Origin of the sequence: Paenibacillus sp. VT-400, from assembly GCF_001029205.1 — a bacterium.
Taxonomy (GTDB): Bacteria; Bacillota; Bacilli; order Paenibacillales; family Paenibacillaceae; genus Paenibacillus; species Paenibacillus amylolyticus.
The window spans coordinates 3,687,336-3,708,974 of sequence record NZ_LELF01000067.1 but is presented as its reverse complement, the minus strand read 5'-3'; the positions used below and the strand labels follow the sequence as shown (position 1 = coordinate 3,708,974).

25 protein-coding genes, 1 tRNA gene and 1 pseudogene are annotated in these 21,639 nt (G+C 44.9%); 22 read left to right on the top strand and 5 right to left on the bottom strand.

The genetic code is table 11. From position 1 onward, the window contains the following. Positions 1–227 precede the first annotated feature (227 nt). The 9 genes and pseudogenes from EL84_RS26995 to EL84_RS26955 all read left to right on the top strand — a co-directional run bounded on the left by EL84_RS26995 (position 228) and on the right by EL84_RS26955 (position 8,389). Positions 228–965 carry a glycerophosphodiester phosphodiesterase gene (locus EL84_RS26995; protein WP_047843720.1) on the top strand — a complete coding sequence of 246 codons (738 nt, stop codon included), beginning with the start codon at positions 228–230 and terminating at the stop codon, positions 963–965. Between the two features lie 272 nt (positions 966–1,237). Continuing rightward, on the top strand, positions 1,238–2,293 hold the full coding sequence (locus EL84_RS26990) for a FecCD family ABC transporter permease (protein WP_036614761.1): 1,056 nt from the start codon (positions 1,238–1,240) through the stop codon (positions 2,291–2,293). A gap of 2 nt (positions 2,294–2,295) precedes the next feature. Further along, the gene (locus tag EL84_RS26985) at positions 2,296–3,327 is read left to right on the top strand and encodes a FecCD family ABC transporter permease (RefSeq protein ID WP_036674863.1); all 1,032 of its coding nucleotides are present in this window, start codon (positions 2,296–2,298) and stop codon (positions 3,325–3,327) included. A gap of 44 nt (positions 3,328–3,371) precedes the next feature. Beyond that, positions 3,372–5,087: an ABC transporter ATP-binding protein gene (locus EL84_RS26980; protein WP_047843719.1), complete on the top strand. Its 1,716-nt coding sequence runs from the start codon at positions 3,372–3,374 to the stop codon at positions 5,085–5,087. Between the two features lie 231 nt (positions 5,088–5,318). Then, complete coding sequence (locus EL84_RS26975; RefSeq protein ID WP_047843718.1) at positions 5,319–5,648, top strand: hypothetical protein; 330 nt, start codon at positions 5,319–5,321, stop codon at positions 5,646–5,648. A gap of 125 nt (positions 5,649–5,773) precedes the next feature. Beyond that, positions 5,774–6,355 carry a DUF3221 domain-containing protein gene (locus tag EL84_RS26970; RefSeq protein ID WP_047843717.1) on the top strand — a complete coding sequence of 194 codons (582 nt, stop codon included), beginning with the start codon at positions 5,774–5,776 and terminating at the stop codon, positions 6,353–6,355. A 179-nt stretch (positions 6,356–6,534) separates the two neighbouring features. Further along, positions 6,535–7,620: pseudogene (locus EL84_RS26965) on the top strand (DUF3626 domain-containing protein). 187 nt (positions 7,621–7,807) lie between these two features. Next, on the top strand, positions 7,808–7,987 hold the full coding sequence (locus EL84_RS26960) for a ribbon-helix-helix domain-containing protein (RefSeq protein ID WP_047843716.1): 180 nt from the start codon (positions 7,808–7,810) through the stop codon (positions 7,985–7,987). 108 nt (positions 7,988–8,095) lie between these two features. Continuing rightward, on the top strand, positions 8,096–8,389 hold the full coding sequence (locus EL84_RS26955) for a DUF6809 family protein (protein ID WP_047843715.1): 294 nt from the start codon (positions 8,096–8,098) through the stop codon (positions 8,387–8,389). A gap of 217 nt (positions 8,390–8,606) precedes the next feature. Here EL84_RS26955 and EL84_RS26950 read toward each other — a convergent pair whose 3' ends face one another. Beyond that, positions 8,607–9,509, bottom strand: a complete 903-nt coding sequence (locus EL84_RS26950) for a manganese catalase family protein (protein ID WP_036614750.1) — start codon at positions 9,507–9,509, stop codon at positions 8,607–8,609. Between the two features lie 261 nt (positions 9,510–9,770). On the opposite strand from EL84_RS26950, the gene EL84_RS26945 reads away from it, so the two are divergent. From EL84_RS26945 to EL84_RS26930, 4 genes are all read left to right on the top strand, one after another. Next, the gene (locus EL84_RS26945; RefSeq protein ID WP_047843714.1) at positions 9,771–10,079 is read left to right on the top strand and encodes a hypothetical protein; all 309 of its coding nucleotides are present in this window, start codon (positions 9,771–9,773) and stop codon (positions 10,077–10,079) included. A gap of 56 nt (positions 10,080–10,135) precedes the next feature. After that, positions 10,136–10,456 (top strand): DUF3889 domain-containing protein, encoded by a 321-nt coding sequence (locus tag EL84_RS26940; protein ID WP_036614744.1) that lies wholly within the window; start codon positions 10,136–10,138, stop codon positions 10,454–10,456. A 192-nt stretch (positions 10,457–10,648) separates the two neighbouring features. Further along, a complete protein-coding gene (locus EL84_RS26935) occupies positions 10,649–10,870 on the top strand; it encodes a hypothetical protein (protein ID WP_017687387.1) in 222 nt (73 codons plus the stop codon). Next, a complete protein-coding gene (locus EL84_RS26930; protein WP_047843713.1) occupies positions 10,854–11,135 on the top strand; it encodes a hypothetical protein in 282 nt (93 codons plus the stop codon). The genes EL84_RS26935 and EL84_RS26930 overlap by 17 nt, the downstream gene beginning before the upstream one ends. 75 nt (positions 11,136–11,210) lie before the next feature. Here EL84_RS26930 and EL84_RS26925 read toward each other — a convergent pair whose 3' ends face one another. The 3 genes from EL84_RS26925 to EL84_RS26915 all read right to left on the bottom strand — a co-directional run bounded on the left by EL84_RS26925 (position 11,211) and on the right by EL84_RS26915 (position 12,499). Continuing rightward, positions 11,211–11,447, bottom strand: coding sequence for a DUF3892 domain-containing protein (locus tag EL84_RS26925; RefSeq protein WP_017687389.1), 237 nt, complete (start codon positions 11,445–11,447; stop codon positions 11,211–11,213). Between the two features lie 112 nt (positions 11,448–11,559). Beyond that, on the bottom strand, positions 11,560–12,003 hold the full coding sequence (locus EL84_RS26920; RefSeq protein WP_036614958.1) for a GNAT family N-acetyltransferase: 444 nt from the start codon (positions 12,001–12,003) through the stop codon (positions 11,560–11,562). 238 nt (positions 12,004–12,241) lie between these two features. Then, positions 12,242–12,499 (bottom strand): hypothetical protein, encoded by a 258-nt coding sequence (locus tag EL84_RS26915; protein WP_047843712.1) that lies wholly within the window; start codon positions 12,497–12,499, stop codon positions 12,242–12,244. Between the two features lie 144 nt (positions 12,500–12,643). On the opposite strand from EL84_RS26915, the gene EL84_RS26910 reads away from it, so the two are divergent. The 9 genes from EL84_RS26910 to EL84_RS26870 all read left to right on the top strand — a co-directional run bounded on the left by EL84_RS26910 (position 12,644) and on the right by EL84_RS26870 (position 19,846). Further along, positions 12,644–12,716 (top strand) — tRNA-Val (locus EL84_RS26910). A gap of 187 nt (positions 12,717–12,903) precedes the next feature. Continuing rightward, a complete protein-coding gene (locus EL84_RS26905) occupies positions 12,904–15,114 on the top strand; it encodes a M1 family metallopeptidase (protein ID WP_047843711.1) in 2,211 nt (736 codons plus the stop codon). Between the two features lie 182 nt (positions 15,115–15,296). After that, complete coding sequence (locus EL84_RS26900) at positions 15,297–15,569, top strand: hypothetical protein (RefSeq protein WP_047843710.1); 273 nt, start codon at positions 15,297–15,299, stop codon at positions 15,567–15,569. Beyond that, positions 15,556–16,554: a hypothetical protein gene (locus EL84_RS26895; protein WP_047843709.1), complete on the top strand. Its 999-nt coding sequence runs from the start codon at positions 15,556–15,558 to the stop codon at positions 16,552–16,554. The genes EL84_RS26900 and EL84_RS26895 overlap by 14 nt, the downstream gene beginning before the upstream one ends. A 2-nt stretch (positions 16,555–16,556) precedes the next feature. After that, complete coding sequence (locus tag EL84_RS26890) at positions 16,557–17,243, top strand: hypothetical protein (RefSeq protein ID WP_047843708.1); 687 nt, start codon at positions 16,557–16,559, stop codon at positions 17,241–17,243. Between the two features lie 414 nt (positions 17,244–17,657). After that, positions 17,658–18,077 carry an organic hydroperoxide resistance protein gene (locus tag EL84_RS26885; RefSeq protein WP_017687397.1) on the top strand — a complete coding sequence of 140 codons (420 nt, stop codon included), beginning with the start codon at positions 17,658–17,660 and terminating at the stop codon, positions 18,075–18,077. A gap of 145 nt (positions 18,078–18,222) precedes the next feature. Beyond that, positions 18,223–18,402: a hypothetical protein gene (locus tag EL84_RS26880; protein ID WP_017687398.1), complete on the top strand. Its 180-nt coding sequence runs from the start codon at positions 18,223–18,225 to the stop codon at positions 18,400–18,402. A gap of 474 nt (positions 18,403–18,876) precedes the next feature. Continuing rightward, positions 18,877–19,431, top strand: coding sequence for a copper amine oxidase (locus EL84_RS26875; RefSeq protein WP_036614723.1), 555 nt, complete (start codon positions 18,877–18,879; stop codon positions 19,429–19,431). Between the two features lie 97 nt (positions 19,432–19,528). Continuing rightward, complete coding sequence (locus tag EL84_RS26870) at positions 19,529–19,846, top strand: DUF1292 domain-containing protein (protein WP_036614722.1); 318 nt, start codon at positions 19,529–19,531, stop codon at positions 19,844–19,846. Positions 19,847–20,055: 209 nt separating this feature from the next. On the opposite strand, the gene EL84_RS26865 is transcribed toward EL84_RS26870, so the two are convergent. Further along, positions 20,056–21,531 carry an aminotransferase class I/II-fold pyridoxal phosphate-dependent enzyme gene (locus EL84_RS26865; RefSeq protein WP_047844430.1) on the bottom strand — a complete coding sequence of 492 codons (1,476 nt, stop codon included), beginning with the start codon at positions 21,529–21,531 and terminating at the stop codon, positions 20,056–20,058. Positions 21,532–21,639 lie beyond the last annotated feature (108 nt).

Sequence of the window (21,639 nt, the reverse complement as noted above, 5' to 3'; positions counted from 1 at the left end):
CAACCTCCTTATAACGGAGTTCAGTGCTTCCATCGTTCATACTATGTTATGTCGATTTTCAGATTGAGTTCGCAAAAATGAGTGAATCCCCAGCCCGTTAGATGTTGGGCCCAGTCGCTAGTATTAGCGAAGCAGGCAACCGATTATACGTTCTGTTAATACAGGTCTAACAAACCGTGTTTATAGTGATGATCATAGAGTGAAGCTTGAACACAGGAGGCGCTGGAATGAGGAACATGGAGATTATTGCCCATCGCGGTGCATCTGCCGTATGCCCGGAGAATACGATGAACGCTTTTGAACGGAGTCTGGAGCTTGGAGCGACAGGCATTGAGACCGATGTGCAGATGACGAGTGATGGCAGACTGGTACTGATTCATGATGAGACGTTAAGCCGAACTGGCGGCGCAGAAGGCTGGGTTAAGGATACGACTTACGATCAATTGCGCACACGGGATGCGGGGTCCTGGTTCCATGCTGATTTTACCGGGGAACGTATTCCTTCTCTGGAGGAGTTATTCAAGCTGGTACAGGGGAAAGGAACACTGCTTAATCTGGAATTGAAAAATGGTATTGTGAGTTATAAAGGGATGGAAGAGAAGGTCATACAGGCGATCCGGGATTGGAATCTGGAGCAACAGGTTGTGCTGTCGAGCTTCAATCATGCTTCGCTCGTGAGATGTAAACGTCTTGCCCCGGAGATTCGTACAGCACTTCTATATATGGAAAAGTTATATCGTCCCTATGATTATGCCGCCAAACTCGAAGCTACCGGCCTTCATCCCTACAAGCTGGCAGTCACACAAGAAGATGTTGCTGCTGCACTGGCACATGGCGTTGTTACCTATCCATTTACGGTGAATGATCCTGCCGAGATGCAGGCCATGATTGATATGGGTGTGCAAGGGATCATTACCGATGTTCCGGATGTCCTGGCATCCTTACTTACGGTACATGCCCGTTAAACGAGTCTGTATTTTACCTGTTCTACATATGCAATGATAAGGCTGTGTTCGAGCTTTTTGGCTCTTGCGCAGCCTTTTTGCGTGTGAAATTGTGTGCAAATATTCATATATGCAATAAACATGTCCTATTTGTCCATTGCCAGAGCCGGTGGATTCACTTACAATGGTCTATGGGAATGAGAATCAATATCATTAAAGTTCGGTATTTATAGAGAGGTGATTGTTATGTACATAGGTTTGAGCAGCTCCACTCATAACGAGGGTGGGCGCGTATGAGTTCACAAGCTTCACCAGAAAAACATAATCCGGATTCACCCACAGCGAAGATACACACTCGTCCGTGGGCGGCCACACTTATTCTTACAGGGGGAGTTTTGCTACTCGCTCTGGGGATGGCGTTGTCCATTTCTTTTGGCGCTGCTGATATTAAGCTTAGTGTAGTCTGGAAGGCTATCTTTGATTTCAATCCTGAGCTGACTCCACATCAGATCATATGGGAGATTCGGTTGCCACGTATCCTTGGAGGAGCAATGGTAGGTGCATGTTTTGCTGTAGCTGGTGCGATCATGCAGGGCATGACTCGTAACCCGCTGGCCGATTCAGGTCTGCTTGGGTTGAATGCGGGAGCTGGATTTGCGCTTGCAGTTTGTTTTGCCTTCTTCCCTGGCTTGCCATTTATGTATATCATCATGTATTCCTTCCTTGGAGCAGGGCTTGGTGTCCTGTTGGTGTATGGTTTTGGTGCAGCTTCCAAATCGGGTCTTACACCACTACGCCTTGTGCTTGCAGGTGCGGCTGTATCAGCGATGTTGTCGGCACTCAGTGAAGGGATTGCATTATATTTCAGGATTGGACAAGATCTGGCTTTCTGGACAGCGGGTGGTGTAGCCGGAACGAAGTGGTCTCAACTTGAGGTCATGTTCCCATGGGTACTCGCGGCACTGATCGCAGGTCTTCTCATCTCCCGTTCCATTACTCTGCTTAGTCTCGGAGAAGATATTGCGGTGGGCTTGGGGCAACGTACTGGGCTGATCAAGCTCATAGGCCTGATTGTTGTACTGATTCTCGCGGGTACGGCTGTATCCGTGGTGGGTGCGGTCGGTTTTGTTGGACTCATTATTCCCCATCTCACGCGGAAGCTGGTTGGGGTCGATTATCGCTGGATTATTCCATGTTCCGCTGTGATGGGCAGTTTGCTGCTTGTATTTGCGGATCTGGCTGCACGTATGATTAACCCGCCGTACGAGACGCCAATTGGCGCATTGGTTGCCCTCATCGGGGTACCATTCTTCCTGTATCTGGCGCGTAAAGAAAGGAGGACTCTGTAACGATGGAATCCTCAACAATAGTTGGAGCAGAGCGCAAGAAGAGAACCAAGAGTACGATTGTCCTCATTGTGCTTGCCCTATTAATTATTACGGCTTTTGTGGTGAGCATGAACACAGGTTTTACCAAGCTTTCGCCGCTTGAGGTGTTGCGAACCCTGTTTGGTGGAGGCACGGCGAAACAGGAATTGATCCTGTTTGAATTCCGTCTGCCACGGATTGTGATTTCGGTGCTGGTCGGGGCCGGACTTGCGTTATCTGGTTGTATTTTGCAGGGAGTATCTCGGAATGCGTTGGCAGATCCGGGGATCCTCGGGATTAATGCAGGTGCTGGTCTGGTCGTCATGTTATTTGTTTCCTTTTTCCCGACAACGACAGCAGCGCCGGTATTTCTTTTGCCAATTCTGGCCCTGATCGGTTCCGGTTTTGCTGCATTTCTGATCTACGTTCTCTCTTACAAAAAAGGAGAGGGCATTATGCCTACTCGTATGTTACTTACGGGGATCGGGGTAGCGGCGGGAATCAGTTCTGCCATGATCGTGCTTACGTTACGGCTTAGTCCGGAAAAGTATCAATTTGTAGCTACCTGGATGGCAGGCAGCATCTGGGGTTCGAACTGGAAATTTGTAACGGCATTGCTACCGTTTCTTATTATTCTTGTCCCGCTTGTTCTGTATAAGGCACGTGTATTGAACGTACTGAATCTGGGGGACCAGACTGCAAGCGGACTCGGGACTCCGGTTGAGCGTGAGCGACTGATTTTGCTTGCGGCTGCTGTAGGACTTGCCGGCTCATGTGTATCTGTGAGTGGGGGGATCGGTTTTGTTGGTCTGATCGGACCGCATTTGGCACGTCGTTTGGTGGGTCCAAAACATCAATTCCTGTTACCCGCATCTGCACTGATCGGTTCATTGCTTGTACTGGTTGCAGATACGCTGGGTCGTGTCATCCTGCAGCCTTCGGAGATTCCTGCGGGGATCCTGGTTGCCATTATTGGTGCGCCATACTTCCTGTACCTCTTAAGCAAGACGAAATAAAACGTAATCATCATTGTGTGATTGCATAAGGAGGACTTCAGTCCATGCTTCGCCGTTTCTTTGCCTATTATAGGCCTTACAAAAAGCTCTTTATTCTTGACTTCAGTTGTGCGATTTTAGTCGCCCTGCTGGAGCTGGCATTTCCACTGGCAGTCAACCGGGTAGTCGATGATCTGCTGCCAGGCGGCCGCTGGGACTGGATTCTATGGGCGTGTCTGGCATTGCTCGGCATCTACTTATTGAATTCATTTCTCAACTTCGTGGTTACCTATTGGGGACACAAGCTCGGTATTAACATTGAGACGGATATGCGTAAAAGTCTGTTTAATCATGTGCAGAAGTTATCGTTCCGTTTCTTCGATAATACAAAAACAGGACACCTCGTGTCCCGTATGACTAACGATCTGATGGATATCGGTGAGATTGCCCATCATGGTCCAGAGGATGTATTTATCGCGGTCATGACGCTAATTGGTGCATTCAGCATCATGATGAGCATTAACGGGAATCTGGCAGTGTTAACCTTTATCATCGTTCCGCTGATTATCTATCTGTCGCTCTACTTTGGTAGCAAAATGTCCAAGGCATTCAGCCGAATGTTTGGAGATATTGCGGACTTCAACGCTCGTGTAGAGAACAATATCACAGGTATCCGTGTTGTTCAGGCTTTTGCTAATGAAGAGCATGAAAAAGCACAATTCGCTGTGAACAACGGTCGTTTCCGTCAGACCAAGCTAATCGCATACAAAATCATGGCCTGGAACTCCTCTGTCAGTTATATGCTGATGAAGCTGGTATCCCTCTTTGTCCTGGTATGCGGAACGTGGTTTGTCATTCAAGGCAGTATGACCTACGGTCAGTTCATTGCATTTATTATGTTGTCCAATGTGTTCTTGACACCGATTCAGAAGATCAACTCGGTTATCGAGACGTATCCAAAAGGGATTGCAGGCTTCAAACGTTATACGGAGTTGCTTGATATGGAACCGGATGTGGAAGATCGTCCAGGAGCCGTCACGGTATCCCATCTGCGTGGAGATATTCGTTATGAGCAAGTAACCTTTGGTTATTCGGATCAGGAGCCTGTGCTCAAAGGTATCGATCTAAACGTGCGTGCAGGTGAAACCGTAGCGCTTGTCGGTCCATCGGGGGCAGGTAAAACAACGCTATGCAGTCTGTTGCCGCGGTTCTATGATGTGCTGGAAGGTCGCATCACGATCGATGGGCAGGAGATACAGGATATGACACTAGACTCGTTGCGTAGTCATATCGGAATTGTACAACAGGACGTGTTCCTCTTCGATGGAACCATTCGCGAGAATATTGCCTATGGCAAGCTGGATGCATCCGAAGAAGAAATCTGGATGGCCGCCAGACGTGCCCAGATGGAACCTTTGATTCAATCCATGCCGGAAGGATTGGATACGTTAATTGGTGAACGCGGTGTGAAGCTGTCCGGTGGACAGAAACAACGCTTGTCCATTGCCCGTATGTTCCTGAAAAACCCACCAATTCTGATCCTGGACGAAGCCACATCCGCGTTGGATACAGAAACGGAAGCGGCGATTCAGCAGTCCCTTGCTGAGCTGTCCGAGGGCCGAACCACACTGGTTATTGCCCACCGATTGGCTACGATCAAAAATGCAGACCGCATTATTGTCGTTGCTGAACAAGGTATTACGGAGCAGGGACGTCATGAAGAATTACTCGCAGCAGGTGGGGTGTACAGCCGCCTTCACTATGCGCAGTTTGGTGCTTAACCTATTCGATGTGGATGTAACAATGTAAATACGAGAAGTAACGCCATCGTTCTTGACTTGGAAGGAGTCAAGACGGTGGCGTTATTTTCTTTTTTATGATTAGGTGTGAGTCAGGGGTACTGTGCTCATATCTGCCTGTGATCATGGATGTGGAAACGGGTAATATAGTAAAGAGAACACTTAACGTGTAAGATATGTTCATCATCTTGCAAGATATAGGAGGTACACGATATGCAGTTGAACGATATGCTGAAAATTCTTATAACCTGTCTATTATTTATTTTGATTTGGTGGCTACTGACTCAAGGGATTCGCAAAATTTCCAGAAGTCGTGCGGGGTCCGGTTTCCAACGCTGGGGTGGATGGTCCATTGGACTTTTCGTTGTTGGCGCCGTGCCACTCGGTTTTTCGCTATACACAGAGATCTTTGATAGGCGCCTGGATGCCAACATCGGGTTGGGGCTTGCTATGTTTTTTGTATGGGCTTATTGTGTGATCTTGTTGTGTGCGGCGTTGGTGGTATGGGGAAGGTACGTGTACAAAAGGGATATGAAGAAGTGAATATTTGGGTTGATCGTGTTGAGCCCGTCAGGAAGTTAAGGGTGAGCTGACAGTTGTATTTGTAACAATAAACTGATATGGAACGTTAAATTTAGAAAGAGGTGTTATTAAAGGGGGATTTACAGATGTCCAATCTTCGTCGAGTCCTCATATTGCTCTCAATCCTAATCGTATGCCTTACGGGATGTTCAGGACATATCGAGTGCAACTCTGTGCAGACTCAAGCGAATGCACCAAGTGAAGATGGATTCACTGGTTATGTGGTTGAACGCAAAGACAATTCCATTCTTGTGGTTGATCCTGCATATGAGGATTTCAGTGCGAACGGAGGAGGGAGTCGGTATTATCCGGCAAAATGGTTCTCCAATGCGCCTGATCCGCAGATCGGCTCCTATGTTGAAGTTTGGACGGATGGAGGCCCAGAAAATCAACCCTATCCTGGGCAGGCCAAAGCACAAAAGATAGCGGTATCTTGTCCAGTGGCACCGGATGGTGCGCATATGACGGATGCCGATGCGATTCGTAGCGGACTTCTTTCACCTGATGCAGAGAACATCCGTGTTCCAGTCATTGAGGACAAGCGGTTTGATGCAGATTCAGGGGCATGGACCCTTCTTATTCGAGATGCGATGACAGCGAATGAAGGGCAAGCCGTGCATGTGACCGTGAAGGACGAGGAGCAAGTGGGGAAGCAGGGCGGAGAATGAGGGGTTCATAGCTTTATGATGGTGGAGAAGCGTGCTTTGCACAAGATATGATTCAAATTGAAAGAAATGATGTGGATTAGATTCATTGCAAGCTATCATGATTTTTGAACAGCCTGTAAGTTCTCTTACTGTCCATCATGTATTATGATTTTATAAAAAGGGAAAGGACTCCTCTGCCCATGGAACTATCAAGGTCTCAGCAATTAGCTCAAGAGCATGTAACCAATTATGCAAGAAGCCGCAAAAATGAGGCGGAGCAAACCATTAGAGAAATCCTTCGTATGTCCAACATCGAGCTGAAGACATTTGAACAAGCTATCAATAAACTAAAATCTCATGCAAGTATTGCGCTACACTTTCACCCAGATCGATTAGATCCGACCATGAAAAGCGTGGCTGAAGCACTACTTGAGCAGGGAGTTTATAAAAGTCAGTTTGAGACTTTCTTATCAAATGGAAGTGTATCCGCATTTTCAGGTGGTGAACGTGACGTTTGGGAAAATAAAATGTTTGGCGGAGCGTACCAAATAAATGGCTCAACCAATAGCGAACGACCCAAGTATGGGGCACTCAATGTCATGTTACATCCTGATGGACCTGTTCCGCGTTTTGGATCATGTTATTTTATTTTATCCACTGAGGTCTCTCAGCGTTGCACGTATACATATTTGGATTCTCATCAAGAACCTGAGGAGAAGGGAACGTATGAGGAATTTGACCTCATTTTGGCTGCTCTCATGAGGGATGTATTCTATAGTAATTTTGCCATGGGTGAAAGAAATCTAACGGTTCAAAAGTTAGTTGACCATATGCACGTCAATCTTGAGAAACCATTCCAAAATCCATCCAACCAAGAGCCAAACCGAAATCTGGACCATTATATCGAAGCTCAGGTTCATGGTGACATTTCCCTTGAAAAAGATGTGAAGATGCTTGTTGCCGACCCATCATTTTAAGGCACCCATACAGGACAAATCTTAGAGCAGATATGTTTAAAGTATTCCATTGATCTCCACTGGCACATGGGCTTTACACTATTAGTTAATGACGTTCCTATGGATTTTCGAGGTCCTTCAATGCCTTCACTAGCCAAAAGAATTGCAAAAAGTGATTTGATTGATGCAGATATCATTGGTTTTGCAGCTATGGATTTGAAACGAAACTCAAGCCATTGGAGCGATAGAGGAACCTACATTGAAGTTCTACAAGAGTTAAAATTACTCTGGCATGTCTTGGTGAGATATGGAAAGCCAATGGAAGAGTGAAATAGTACTCTAACAACCTTGAGCGCCTAACCGTTCAAGGTTGTTTTTTTATCATTCAAACGGATTACTGACTATACATTTATCTATAAATCTGCTGTCACAAAAAAGACGTATGTTTTACAAATACATTGACTTTTTGTCCTGACATTAATATATTGTTGTCAGGACAAAAAAAGAGGTGAAGCAAATGTCCGCCAAAAAGATGGGGCGGCCTAAATCTGACAAACCCAAAAGCAGAACGATTGATATACGTGTCGACGAGGAAATTATGAACAAGCTCGATATTTCGGCTGAGAAGCTGAATACGAACCGATCAGACATCGTTCGCAAAGGGATTGAGAAGATTTACGACGAACTCCAAAAATGAAAAAAAGGAAGCAGCGTAAGTCCCACGAAGAACACCGCTGCTTCCTATCCCGCAATCACTTGAATGAGCGACTGCATAAATATCCTACCATGTGCAAGGAGGATGCACATGAATTCGATATTAGAAGCATTATATAATGGACGACTTCGACCGGATGAGATGATGATGCCGACACATCCTGAATACCAAGCGTTAGGGCGGCAGATTGCAGCTCTGACAGAGCAATGGAAGAATCGTTTGAGTGAGAATGAATTTCTTGAGCTTGAACAGTTATTTGACTTGTGTGGCAGATGTGAGGGCATGCATACGGAAGCAGCGTTTGCACAAGGTTTTCGTCTGGGTGCCAACATGCTAATTGAAGTCATGAGTCAGCGGGAGGAATCGGTGTTGGAGTTTAACTAAGTTTAACGATGTGAGCAGAGATCCGGTTTACTTTTACAGCTAAATTCTCAGGAAATGACGTGCATACAACATACTCATCTTGCACCATAAAATTGTATCATAAATATAGTATAACAAAGCCCTCCAATCCTCTCTGCATTAAGCAGCAGGGTTCGAGGGCTTCACTTAAACATAGAGTTAAAAAACCTATATATAGGCCTGTTAAACAAATTGTTCCTTAATCCGCAATATTCCCCGCCATTTTCAGACGACGTGCAATTTCCTTAAAGTCTTCTTGTGAGATGCCCGGTGCGAACTCTTCCTCGACCGCAGGGGCTTCTGGAATCGGGAATCCTTCAGGTATCCCCTGGATGACTTCAAGAGGTTGTCCATCTTCGGGGTGAGTTCCTTTCCAGATCTGTCCAATCGTATTGAAATCTTTATCACTATAGGTATACAGCTTGGTGTGTACCCCTTTTTCTTCATATTTGCGAGCCTCGTTGAAGGCTTTGTTGTTCAGTGAAGGGATAGGAACCAGCTTGGTCACATTTACGCCAGTTGCAATCTCAAGTGCTTTTGCATATGCGACAACATGCACGCCGCCACGTACCAGCAGGAAACCAACCACTTCCCGGGCTGCCGGGTGATCCGTCATCTCATATACTTTCATTTTATGGGTACGAGCGCCACATTCAAGGAAGAAGTTATGCAGCAGATCCTCGACCAGATTGCCACTGTTGAAGACGTTTGCTCCCGTCCATGGATTACCCATAGAGTCAAAAGGCATTGCGCCTTGTGCACCTGCCAGATAGTGATACGACAGACGAGCATCTTTCACGGAACCTAGCGGTGTATCGTCGGGTTCTTTGTACTCGGTGGAACCTCTGAGGCATTTGTTAATGCCATGAGACACGAGTTCAACATGACCCAATTCTTCGGCCGTAATACTCATGACGAGGTCATAGAAGGGCTTCAGCTTTTCTTTGGATCGAAAATTAAATGATTGATAGAGGTAGTTGTTCAACGTTGACATTTCTCCGAATTTGCCGCCGAGTAATTCTTGTATGGCTGCGGCAGCATTCGGATCTGGCTTCTCGACATTGGGAATCTCAATCAGGATTTCATCCAAGCGTTTGAACATTCGGGTGTAACCTCCTCTTATTGGTATTGCAGATCGTGTAGAGTTTCAGATCGTGAAGTCACTCTGTCATGGCCTATTACACGTCTATTGGGTTTTTTAAACAAAAAATCAACCAAATGGGACTTAAGCATCGCATAACGCATGCCCCAACTCTTCTCCCATTTGTTATTTCCAATACGGTCAAATTTATGTATAATCAAACATTCAAACGAGTCTTCACGTACAAGAGAAGAGAGTCATGAATCCATAAAGGAGTAAGAGATGAACAAGCGTTGGATACAAATAGTTGGGATTGTGATGTTTCTAATGATTCAAATGTACATAAGCAGCGAGCCTGCCACAGCATATGACGTTACGAACGAGGTTCAGGTGGATGAACAAACGAGGCAAAGGCTTGAAAAGAAATACGGGTTGGAACGTCCTGAGGAGCCGAAGACACAACAACACTTTTTCTCGGGTGACTGGGGGATAAGTTTCCGGACAGAGCCTCCTGATTCGTTTGACCGACTTGTTCATGTGGTTCCTTTTTCCCTACGGCCACTGGCCTGGATCTTTCGTTTATTCGTGTAAAATGAAACCCGGACGGGCAATATAACAGAAACATATTGTCCCAAGGAGTGAGTGAAATGAGAATGCTCATCGTTACCGTCATGTCGGTAGTCCTGAGTTTAGCCGGAATTACATCAGGCACAGGCGCCGCCATCCCTGATTATGCGAAGTGGGGAATTATTGCGGTCAAAGAAACACAGACCAAGTATAATGTGGATATTTTGGACTATAAGCATATCGGTCGCACCTCTCTAACAGCGGATCAATCACGGGAACAGTTCAAGCTGTGGGTTCGTGCGAAAGACGGCAAGCAATTCGCAGTCTATGTAAATGTTGATTTTAATCCATCTACACAGCAGTTGAAGAAAGTACAATTTTCCGAATCGGATCGACACTGATCCGCTGGACTTGGTCATTACAAGCCATGTTTTCATCTTAGCTACACTGTGGGTTGAACCAGACTGCCTTAATCATTAAGGTGAAAGTCTGGTTTTTTTATTTTACAAAATCCTTTTTTTACCATTGAATAAAGAACTTATGTTCGCATATAATATGAAATACAAACAAACGTTCTTATCGGAGGGATGATTATGCTAGGGAAATATATTGGCCAGATGGTGGAGCTTGTCTACATGGATCGTGCAGGGCAGATTACGCAGCGACAGATTCGAATTAACAGTGTACGTGGCGGGATGATTAGAGCATCAGCGGGAAAAGAAGGCTCACCCCGAACATTTCTGGAGCAAGGTATTCTGGCATGGCGTCCTGTTACCGATCTGAATGGGGAGGTAAAGTATGCTGAACGACTTTGAACGCAAGATTTTGCGTATTATGGTGAACTATGCAGGACAACGGCGCAGGCTGCCGCGTATGGATGAACTCGAGAACAAGACGGGACGAAGCAGAGCTTACATTCATGAGTCATTGCTGGAGCTTGAACGCACCGGGCACATCGCGTGGGAGAACCGGTCTACTCTTGAAGGGATACAGATTTTGCAGGCATGGGAACAGGTACAACAGCCGATTCGCAAAAGCCAACCTTCCGGTGATTCCGTAAAATATTTTACGGACTACTAATCATAATAAGAAAACGCCAACCCGGATATCCGGATCGGCGCTTACTGTGTCACATGTACGACATGTGCATCTATTTTAGAAATGGGGAAGTTGGTCCAGGTTGTTGGTTGGGTCACCGTCGGCATCTCCGCGAATGTACATTTCGCCATCCTTGCCTTTAAATACATTCACACCGGCAATAGCACCAGCTTTTACTTCTGCAAGTGCCTGCTGATAATCCAGTACGCGTCCTGCTGAAGTCTGAAAAGCTGTCAGGTCACCGTCACCATTTTTCTGTACTGCTGTAAAACTCTCGCGTGTCGTTTGATCCATGATGTCACACTCTCCTTATATGACGAGATAGGAATCTGCTTACCTGATTAGCCTATCCGAATTCATCGGAAGTATGCACCATATGCTGATAAGACCTGCCAACGCTGAGGTTTTACAAGCTCTTTCTCATACGAACATGCAGAATATCTGCATCATAAAAAGGTTCTTCCGAAATCACTTCATAACCCAGTTTTTCATAGAATTTCTGTGCCTGACACTGCGCATCCAGTACAGAATAGGATAAGCCGAGTTCACGTGCCAGCTCCTCCATCGCGAGCAGAAGCACACGTCCATAACCAAATGAACGATGAGATTCAAGCACTGCGATCCGCTGCATTTTGGCCGTATCCTTGCTGTAATAGATCAGACGTCCTGTGGCTACAGCTTGGCCATCCGTACTTAACAATACATGATGCACATCCGGGCTGATGACATCATATTGATCAATCTCAATCTCGGCAGGCACCTGTTGCTCAATCACAAAAACGTGATGGCGAATCCCCAGGGCTTGCTCCAGTTGTTCTTCTGTTGATACATAACTAATCTCAGCTGCCAATTCCATTCCTTCTTTCTGCTCTTGCGCGACATATCAGACTGAATTATACAAAAAAATGTTTTTCCTGTATAGTGAAGTCTGGAACATATTGGGAGAGGAGGGGGTAGTGATGGGCATGACAGGCATCATGGTAATTACATTGCTAATGTCGGCGGGAATGATTACTCTGTTGTATTACGTTACGAAGAAAGCATACTCACGCAAGTGGGATGAAGATGAGTAATTCACCTGTTAACCTTCACGGCAAGACTTCACTGCTTCCTCGCGGAGAATATACATCTTGAATTACAGATTTGGAGTATACGTCCAGCCAGACGGGCAGAGACTCACCATTTTCATTGGGCTGTTGTAATTGTTGGAATTGTACCGTATGTTCATCCTTCTCCAAGCCGCAACCCGTAACGTTTGTACTGAGAATCACAAGCCCAGCAAAGAGAAAGAAGCATTTGGTAAATGTATATTTATTGGATTTTGACCGTTTTGTTATGTTTCTCATGGGGAATTCACCTCGTTGCTGAAATGGTAATCTTTCCTTTATTGTGCTCCATTTCAGGTGAATTATAACCAAATAAATTATTGACAATGAACACGGTTACTTGATATGATACTGTTACTTGATTGGGAAACATTTATATATCATGATCTGTTAGCTCAGCTGGGAGAGCACTATCTTGACAGGGTAGGGGTCAGTGGTTCGAGCCCACTACAGATCATACATGAGAAGCCTTACAATGTAAGGTTTCTTTTCTTTTTTTTACATACAAACATAATGCAATTTGCGATAGCTTCATTTTCTCTCCTCTTTTTAAACAAAACTTAAATAAAACATAAATTCAGCGTAAGCTTCGTCTTCTATACTTGGTTCTGAGGTCAACATAGAACAGGAGAAGGAGAGAACTTATGAATTATTCAAACCCATTTACATCAAAGTTAGCCAGAGTAGGGATCGCGGGTACACTGGCTTTAATACTGGCAACAAGCCCACTTGCCGACATGGGGGTTGTTGCCGCGGGAGCAGACCCAGCGACTGTATCTACGAAGATACATAACACACAGAAAGACTCTCTAGAGCAGACCCCGATTCAATACCAGATCCAGGCTCGGCTGAATGAGAAGGACATGACAATCCAGGGGAGCGAGAAGGTAACGTATCACAACACAAGCAAGGATACCCTCCAGCAGTTGGTCCTTCATACATATGCTGATGCAAACCTCTCCAAGTCTACACAGGCGAGCATGTACCAACAGCATAATGAAAAGATTAGTGAAGATCACCCGGAGAAGACAGCGGAGGACTTTCTGGGTGGCATCGATATTCAGGCTGTAACAGCAGATAGCCAATCGCTGGATTACCATAAGGAAAACCAAGCGTTGACCGTGCAGTTGAAGAAGCCCGTACAACCAGGTGAATCGGTATCATTCCAACTGGAGTTTCAGTTGAATATACCCTATGGCTCCCAGCGAGTTTCCTACTACAAGGACATGATCAATGGTGCACACTGGTTCCCGGTGATGTCTGTATACGACGAGGTTAAGCATCAATGGAACAAGGCACCGTATAGTCGAACATTTGAGAGCGATTATTACACCTCATCGGACTTTGAAGTTCAATTCAATGTTCCCGATGAGTATCAGGTAGCTATGCCGGGTACGATCACCATTCAAAACAGTACAGAACATGGTCGTAAAGTTGTTTCTGCTGTGGCCGAGAATACAAGGGAGTTTGTTTTCTTTGCAAGTCCTAATCTTCAAGTGGAACGCGCTACTCGTAACGGTCTGACGGTGGAATACTATTATTACAACGATGATCCATCCAAGAAAAAGATAGTTGACCGCTACATTAATCAGGCATTCAAGGTCATCGATTTCTATAGTGAGAAATATGGCAAGTATCCCTATCCAGAGTTCCGAATTGTCGAGACGTATGTACAAGGCGTTGCCGTGGAGTATGCGAGGCTCATCCAGATGGGACAGATTCAAAATGGTGCTGTTCCAGAAGAAGACACAACATTTGTTCATGAAATAGCGCATCAGTGGTTCCATGCATTGATCGGTAATAATTCGGAGACAGAATCCTTCCTGGATGAAGGCTTTGCTGATTTCTCCATGGTGTATTTTGCCGAGAAACAGGGAGACAAGCTAAATGGATTCAGATCCATACAGTTTGATACTGCGCCCGTAGATATGGCGATTGCGTCAACAAACGATGAAGCTGGGGATTTGGCAAGTTTGGTATATTATCAGAAGGGGCGACAAGCGATCTATCAGCTTTACCGTTCCGTCGGTGAAGAGAAATTTGACGAGTTGATGAGGACATATTTCAAACGCTACGTGTACCAAAATGCAACGGTAGAGGGGCTGCTTCAAACCATTGAAGATGTGCTTGGTAAAGAAATACGTTCAGAAATGCAGATGGCCCTATATCAGCCTGGTTTTGTCTTAAACCCGGAATACCAACTATCACAAGAAGAGACCGCCGCCTATGTGCATGATGTCTTACAAGTGCAATATCAGGCTGTCATGGGTATGGTTCCTAATCTGCCTTATGATGTGATGAATCGATTGATGTACAAAGCCCTTCAAGGCGAGGAATTAACCATTGTGCTCAGCGATCAGGTAAGTAAGCTGGCGGCTAAACAACAGGAAGATATGGTTAATCAGTTGACCGGATTCCTTGATATGACTGGTATGAGATACGACATTATAAGGGATCGCAAGGAATTGAAGCAAAAGATGAAAAAAAAGATCGGCAACAGCAACCTTATTGTCATTGGCAATGCCAAGTCAAACGGATTGGTGCAGGCTTTAAAACTTAACATTATTGATCGAACGAAACAGACGGGGTTTCCTTGGAAGAATACCATGAATCAACCTCTCACGGCTGGTGCATATGTTATCAAACATCCCTATAACCAGAATCGATTGATGCTTCATTATTTCTGGAATGAGGATCATCTGAGTGATGAGGCATTTGAAGCTTTTAAGCTGAAAATACAGGAGTCTATCGGCTTCACTAACGACTTTTACCAGTACTATGTATTGGATAACCAAGGCAAGGAGAAATCCAATAAAAAAGTTGCGAATCCCATATCTTCACTTTTTGCGGAGTAATAAGGAATTGGTTTTGCAGTTTCTTCGTTCAAACAGGTTAGCCAATTTGTATTGGTTAGCCTGTTTATGTTTTATATGAAAACCAGACTTAGAATAATAGGCTGTAAGATGGGCATAATGCTTTAACACAAAGGCAACTTCATGAATATACTTATCGGGAGAAAACAATAGGAGGGATTAATATGAAGGATCAACATTATCCGGGCGTACCAATGAAAGGGACAGTTGCTGATTACAACTGTAAAGGAAATAAAGGAATGAACAAAATGAAAGCGTATTCATATAATGCTAGAATTTGTCCTATCCTTTGTGTTACTCAGGAGCCGGTTGCGAATGAGGGTAATGTTGTTGATTTTTCAATCCTATTAAAGGACACTTCGGATGTTTTATATTCGCGACCGGTAAATGGTAATACCCTGCTCACGAAGGAGTTGAGTTTCCATGTCTATGACTGATAATATTGCTCAGACAGCACTCGACGCAGCGATGAAGGCAAATAGGGCCGTTGCGCCTTATGATTATTGCGATGCAGAAACCAGACGGATGTACACGCCTCAATTTGATAAAAAAATGGACAATCCTATGTACACCGCTGCAATGGCGGGCCTTCAATCGATCTATTGGTTTCGGGCGATCAAGGTAAAGGGGCTTATCCCTGATGCAAAAGCAGATTATTATGCTACGTATTCTACCAACCATAATCACATCGGAGGAATTGGACTAGCCTACTCGAACAGCCCGACAGGACCATGGACCAAACACGGACAGGTGTATCTCGATACTGTGGTTGGGAATTCGACGGAAACTCCATTTGTGATCTGGAACGATGAAGAACAATTGTTCTTTATGTATTATCAACAAAACGGACTGGGGATCAATCAATCGACCGCACTTGCGACCTCTGTAGACATGATCAACTGGACAAGAGTGGGTTTGATTTTGGACAAACCTCCCGGGTTCCCTGGTGATGGTCATACCGGTTACTTCTCGTGTTTCAGAAATGGAGGCAAATGGATTGGTTTCTCGGTGATGGGCGGTGGTGACTTTGGCCGTAAATGTATCTGGCATTCACATGACGGACGTAGCTGGTTAGCTGATCCAAGACCATTAATGGGTGGTAATGATGCCACTTTAACTGCGGGAGAAAACATTTCGAGATCCAATGCTGGTGTATTTATGTACAAAGGGAGCATGTGGTGGCTGGGCATGTTATCGGCTTATGCTTCCGGTGGGGTTACGACTGTAGCTCGGCCTGCCATTGCCAAGATCAGCGCAGACTTTCGTCAACTGCTGGACAAACCTACAGATATATATTTTCCGGCATTGACTTGGGAGACGACCAACATGCAGTCCTTGATGGTGTCCGTTATGGACGGTGTAGTGTACGTGTATTACAATACCGATCATAATATCGGTGTAGCCTATTCGGTGGGGGTGTAGAGATGGTTATACGTGATGCAGCGGGTCAGATCGTACCCTTTGGAAAGGTTCACAAACAACTTGTGGCCGATTTTCTTTACGGAACGTTACCGGATTGGGTGGAGGTGGTGGGCACCCCTACGTTTGAGCCTTTGCCCGACAGAGGGACCATAACCGTTACAACACCGACAACGGCAGGAGCCACGGCAGAGTTGAAAATGAAACATCTGATTGACAGCTCGAAAGTAACAGCAATTGCAATAACTTTGGAAGCGCTACAATTAAACGGGAACATTGGAATTTCAGTTCAGGTTGGGATTAAATCGAAGGATAGCAAGGCCGGAATCACATTTTTTCAAAACGTAAATCAGAAGTATGGTATGGTCCGTGCCTATAAAGCAGATGGAACGTACACGGATTTTAATCAAAACATGGTGTTCTTCACCACACATGGTGTAGCAGGAGATGAAGCACAGAACCGTAAGAATCTCACTGTGTTGCTCTGTACAGGATTACAGTTCTCAGCTGGGTTCGAGAGACCGTCCGTATGGCTTGGTGCGGATGATCAATATGGCGGTGTTGCTGCTGACCTTAGCGGTGGGTTGTTCCAACATGGAGAACTGCAATGTCTTTTGAAACTAACTACAAGTAAGGCAGAGGCCAAGTATTTCAAATGTGCACAGATGAAAGTGGATATCTGGAGTAATTAATCAAACTGGGGAGACGTCGGAAGATGAACAAGGTGTATGAATTGAAGAGGAATGACAAAGAGAAAAAATAGATTATCTGTATGGATCGGTAAAAAGATATACGTGCAGTAATTTGGTACCTAAACACGGACGCTTTGAAAATGAAGTGCAGTGTTTGGGTACCATTTTTATTTAGAGAATGAAGTCAGGCCAAGTTTGGTGGATACAGCGAACAACTCAGAAAGTGCACTGACTTTAGGTTTGGGCTTGTCCGGGGTTAGAAATGAATTATTCTCCAAACGTGTTTTAAACTATATTTTTTTATAATAACTATTTACATACACAATTTAATTGTGTACAATGTAATTGTTAGCGATACAAGAGAGATCGAAATTTAGTCAAAATAAATCTAATTAACTAAAGGAGTTTTCACAAATGAAAACATTATATGAAACAACAGTAATCAATACAGGTGGACGTCAAGGCATCGTACAATCCCCAGATAACGTGTTTATGTTGGATGTAGCTGCACCGCCTGAACTCGGAGGACAAGTGACGACAGCTACCAATCCGGAGCAGTTGTTTGCAGCAGGGTATAGTGCTTGTTTTAACTCCGCACTGGAGTTTCAATTGAAGAAACACAAAGTTGAAATTGAAAGAAGTACCGTAGCTGCAACCGTAATGTTGGTGACAGACTCTGAGGATAACGGCGTGAAGCTTCAAGTAGATTTGGAAGTTAAAATCCTTGGTCTGGATGAGGAGACAGCACAGAAGTTTGTGAAACTTGCCCATGACTACTGCCCATATTCCAAAGGAATCAAAGGTAACGTGAATGTTAACGTGGAACTGGCGTAATCATTGATACTATTTATTGTTGATAAGAAGCCTCCGATAAATCGGAGGTTTTTTGGTGTTTTATGCAGAAAAATCAATTTCATACTCAATTATGGGTTATAATGGTAGTGAGTTTACACACAACTGCTGAAAGGGGAATGTACTTATGATGGATTTTAGCAAACCACCCCATGGCTCTGAGACCGATACTCACCGTCAGCGTCATCAAGAGAATGAACAGAAATATCTCTCCGGAGGCAAGAGCATTTGGTATGAAATCAGCAACTGGCTCATTCTCGGAGGTATCCTCCTTGTCATATTTTTATTATTTAAATACGTTTTTTAAATAGACACACAACCGGGCGAATCCCCATATGATGCATTACATCAGTAAGCACTTGGGGAAATGGGGAATCCGGGATGGCAAAAGCAAAGGGCAAGAAAGCTCCCGCATTAAAGAGTGATAAAATACGTGTATCCATGAAGTTGGTCACTTCGGATGTATGTGAGAGATGTAAGACACCATGTACGCGAGGAATGGATTATGCTGCACGTATGAGAATTGAAGGGGCTTTAGGCAAGGGCGTTCCCTGTATATTGACCCGCCATACTTCTTCATAACTCTTCGTATAATCCCGTATATATAATAATTATAGATCAGGGGCATCCTTTAATGAGGATCGCCTCTTTTTGTGCATTCCAAGGGGTGGAAAAAATTCTGGATAAAAAATGAAAAATGATGAAAAACAGCGCAACTTTGTGGATGAATCTGCAGTATAAATGTACAACAGCTAGCAGCAGGGGAGGGAATATTGACGGGATGAAATGGAAACGAATATTGCTTTGTGTCACGGTATTCTCCTTGCTCGGCGGGTCTTTATTGTTTGCAGATTCGGTGAACGAGAAGATTCGTGTTCTCATTAACGGCAAGGAAGCAGCTGATGGAGGTTATCTCATTGATGGAACGACCTATGTACCTGTAAGAGAAGCCGGAGGCGTCGTCAAATGGGACAGCAGTAACAAGAGAGTAACGGTGATCAAACCGAATGTACATATTTTTCTCTTCAAGGGAGACACTGTATTTGGCAACGTTAACGTAGGTAAGCTGAAATTCAATGTATTTTCACAAGTGGATAGTCTAACAGCAGATGTAGCTGCGGTGAAAGTAACGATTACCAATCCAAGCGGTCAGGTGAAGGATATCCAGTCCCAGGAGCTCACGACCCAGAAGGATAACTTCTGGTTCCGCACATATGATTTTACGTACGATTTCAGTCGTGCCGGCAAGTATCAGGTCGGCTTTCATATTAAAGAAAATGCAAACAGCAGCTACGTCCTGGTAGCGGAGAAAATCATTACAGCGCTGAACGATTGAAGCGAAAATTACCCTGTGAGTTAAATTGACCTGGGTCATTGAACATGTTACGATATGCAAGGTTACACAATTTCTATTTATAAAGCGAGGTATTTCAATGAGCGATCACACACATGAACACGGCGATGGCTGCGGATGCGGGCAAGACCACGACCACGACCACGAGCATGAAGAAGTCCTTCTCACATTAACAGACGAGAACGGCCAAGACGTGGAGATGGTTTTGGTGGAGACGTTTGACGTGGAGAAGCATGTTTATGCGCTCCTGCTGGAACGTAACAATCCTGAAGCTGACGGCATCATCCTGCGTATGGAAGAAGAAGACGAGGAAATGGTGCTCTACAATATTGAAGACGAAGAAGAGTGGAACCGCGTTGAAGCGGCTTACAACGAACTCGTTGCATCACAAGAATAGTCATTCTTTTGGAACATAACATGAAGGCTCCTTGATCTCAGGGGGCCTTTTGTTTGTTTTTTAAGAGGTATACGAGGATTTACACCACCGGTTTGAACGACGAAATAGACGGAAAAATGCAAACTTGCTTGTCTCATAAAATAAAAAAAGGACCAAGCTTAAGGCTTGGTCCTTCAAGTTTATTCCATTCACAGGGTGATGGAGTTGTTTTAGAAAATGGCATCGGCTTCCACGATCACTTTAACGTTGGTTACGCTGCGATCTTCGGGTCCTTTGACGGGTAATCCAACTTCAACATGATCGATGATGTAGTCGATATTTTCCTGGGTGATGACCTCACCCGGTAACAGGATCGGAATTCCTGGCGGATAGACATAGATGAATTCCGAGATAATTCGTCCTGCGGATTCCTTAAACGGAATTACTTCGGTATCACCGTAGAATGCATCACGTGGAGTTAGCATCAATTGTGGAATATCCGGAACTTTTACGACCAGTTCATGGGCCGGGTTGACTTGATAATAGGTACGGGAGAGATCCTGCAGAGCGTTCAGCAAGATATCCACGCTGTCATCCGTATCTCCTGGCGTAATGAGACACAGAATATTGTACATATCACTAAGTTCGACCTCGATGTTGTAATGTTCACGCAGCCAGTTCTCTGTCTCATACCCTGTAATACCCAGATGGCGAACATGGATCGTTACTTTGGTTGGATCATAGTTGAAGGTCGCTTCTGTACCCAGCAGCTCTCTACCGAAGCAATACAGGCCATCCATATCGTTAATCGAACGTCTGGCAAATTCAGCTAGTTCAATCGCCTTCTGTGCAATCTCACGACCGTGGAGTGCCAGATTACGTCTTGATGTATCGAGTGAAGCAAGCAAAATGTATGAAGTTGATGTTGAGGTGAGCAGACTCAGGATCGTCTGTACACGCTGTGGATTCACGAACCCATTCTTTGTGTTCAGGTTGAGTACGGAACTCTGTGTCATGGAGCCACCAAGCTTGTGGACACTGGTTGCAGCCATATCAGCACCTGCTGCCATCGCAGACAACGGCAGATCCTCATGGAAATGAATGAGTACGCCATGTGCTTCATCAACAAGTACAGGGACTTGGTAGCTGTGTGCCAGCTCAACAATCTCTTTCAGATCGGTAACCACGCCGTAATAGGTCGGGTTAATTACAAGCAATGCCTTGGCATCTGGATGACGCTCAAGTGCGCGACGGATAGACTGTGTAGTCACTCCATGGTCAATGCCCAGATTGGCATCTTGTGAAGGAGAAACAAATACGGGTTTGGCGCCTGAGAAAATAATCGCGGACAGAACCGATTTATGCACATTACGGGGCACAATAATTTTGTCACCCGGTGAGCATACAGACAGAATCATGGTCATAATGGCACTGCTTGTGCCTTGTACACTAAAATAGGTATAATCGGCTCCGAAGGCATCTGCTGCCAAAATCTGTGCTTCCTGAATGACACCGGTTGGCTGATGCAGGTCATCCAATGGTGCGATGTTAATCAAATCTATGGAGAAGGCATTATCGCCAATAAATTCACGGAATTCGGTATCCGCTCCCAATCCTTTTTTATGGCCCGGAATATGAAACTGTACCGGATTGAGTGCCGCATGATTTTTTAAAGCGGTAAACAGCGGCGTACGGTGGTGATTCATCAGTGCTGTCACAACCCTTCCTAATAAAATTGGTAAACAAAGATGAGTATAGCAAATTAAGAACCGAATGCAACAGTATAAATCGACAATTTTTTAAATTGCCGAGAT

Bases quoted from the DNA above. Each gene is read 5' to 3' on its own strand.
- EL84_RS26905 (WP_047843711.1), top strand. From the start codon at position 12,904: ATGAATTATTCAAACCCATTTACATCAAAGTTAGCCAGAGTAGGGATC.
- EL84_RS26955 (WP_047843715.1), top strand. From the start codon at position 8,096: ATGAATTCGATATTAGAAGCATTATATAATGGACGACTTCGACCGGAT.
- EL84_RS26870 (WP_036614722.1), top strand. From the start codon at position 19,529: ATGAGCGATCACACACATGAACACGGCGATGGCTGCGGATGCGGGCAA.
- EL84_RS26865 (WP_047844430.1), bottom strand. From the start codon at position 21,531: ATGAATCACCACCGTACGCCGCTGTTTACCGCTTTAAAAAATCATGCG.
- EL84_RS26990 (WP_036614761.1), top strand. From the start codon at position 1,238: ATGAGTTCACAAGCTTCACCAGAAAAACATAATCCGGATTCACCCACA.
- EL84_RS26875 (WP_036614723.1), top strand. From the start codon at position 18,877: ATGAAATGGAAACGAATATTGCTTTGTGTCACGGTATTCTCCTTGCTC.
- EL84_RS26940 (WP_036614744.1), top strand. From the start codon at position 10,136: ATGAGAATGCTCATCGTTACCGTCATGTCGGTAGTCCTGAGTTTAGCC.
- EL84_RS26950 (WP_036614750.1), bottom strand. From the start codon at position 9,509: ATGTTCAAACGCTTGGATGAAATCCTGATTGAGATTCCCAATGTCGAG.
- EL84_RS26900 (WP_047843710.1), top strand. From the start codon at position 15,297: ATGAAGGATCAACATTATCCGGGCGTACCAATGAAAGGGACAGTTGCT.
- EL84_RS26970 (WP_047843717.1), top strand. From the start codon at position 5,774: ATGTCCAATCTTCGTCGAGTCCTCATATTGCTCTCAATCCTAATCGTA.
- EL84_RS26885 (WP_017687397.1), top strand. From the start codon at position 17,658: ATGAAAACATTATATGAAACAACAGTAATCAATACAGGTGGACGTCAA.
- EL84_RS26945 (WP_047843714.1), top strand. From the start codon at position 9,771: ATGAACAAGCGTTGGATACAAATAGTTGGGATTGTGATGTTTCTAATG.
- EL84_RS26960 (WP_047843716.1), top strand. From the start codon at position 7,808: ATGTCCGCCAAAAAGATGGGGCGGCCTAAATCTGACAAACCCAAAAGC.
- EL84_RS26890 (WP_047843708.1), top strand. From the start codon at position 16,557: ATGGTTATACGTGATGCAGCGGGTCAGATCGTACCCTTTGGAAAGGTT.
- EL84_RS26995 (WP_047843720.1), top strand. From the start codon at position 228: ATGAGGAACATGGAGATTATTGCCCATCGCGGTGCATCTGCCGTATGC.
- EL84_RS26930 (WP_047843713.1), top strand. From the start codon at position 10,854: ATGCTGAACGACTTTGAACGCAAGATTTTGCGTATTATGGTGAACTAT.
- EL84_RS26925 (WP_017687389.1), bottom strand. From the start codon at position 11,447: ATGGATCAAACGACACGCGAGAGTTTTACAGCAGTACAGAAAAATGGT.
- EL84_RS26935 (WP_017687387.1), top strand. From the start codon at position 10,649: ATGCTAGGGAAATATATTGGCCAGATGGTGGAGCTTGTCTACATGGAT.
- EL84_RS26895 (WP_047843709.1), top strand. From the start codon at position 15,556: ATGTCTATGACTGATAATATTGCTCAGACAGCACTCGACGCAGCGATG.
- EL84_RS26985 (WP_036674863.1), top strand. From the start codon at position 2,296: ATGGAATCCTCAACAATAGTTGGAGCAGAGCGCAAGAAGAGAACCAAG.
- EL84_RS26880 (WP_017687398.1), top strand. From the start codon at position 18,223: ATGATGGATTTTAGCAAACCACCCCATGGCTCTGAGACCGATACTCAC.
- EL84_RS26980 (WP_047843719.1), top strand. From the start codon at position 3,372: ATGCTTCGCCGTTTCTTTGCCTATTATAGGCCTTACAAAAAGCTCTTT.
- EL84_RS26975 (WP_047843718.1), top strand. From the start codon at position 5,319: ATGCAGTTGAACGATATGCTGAAAATTCTTATAACCTGTCTATTATTT.
- EL84_RS26915 (WP_047843712.1), bottom strand. From the start codon at position 12,499: ATGAGAAACATAACAAAACGGTCAAAATCCAATAAATATACATTTACC.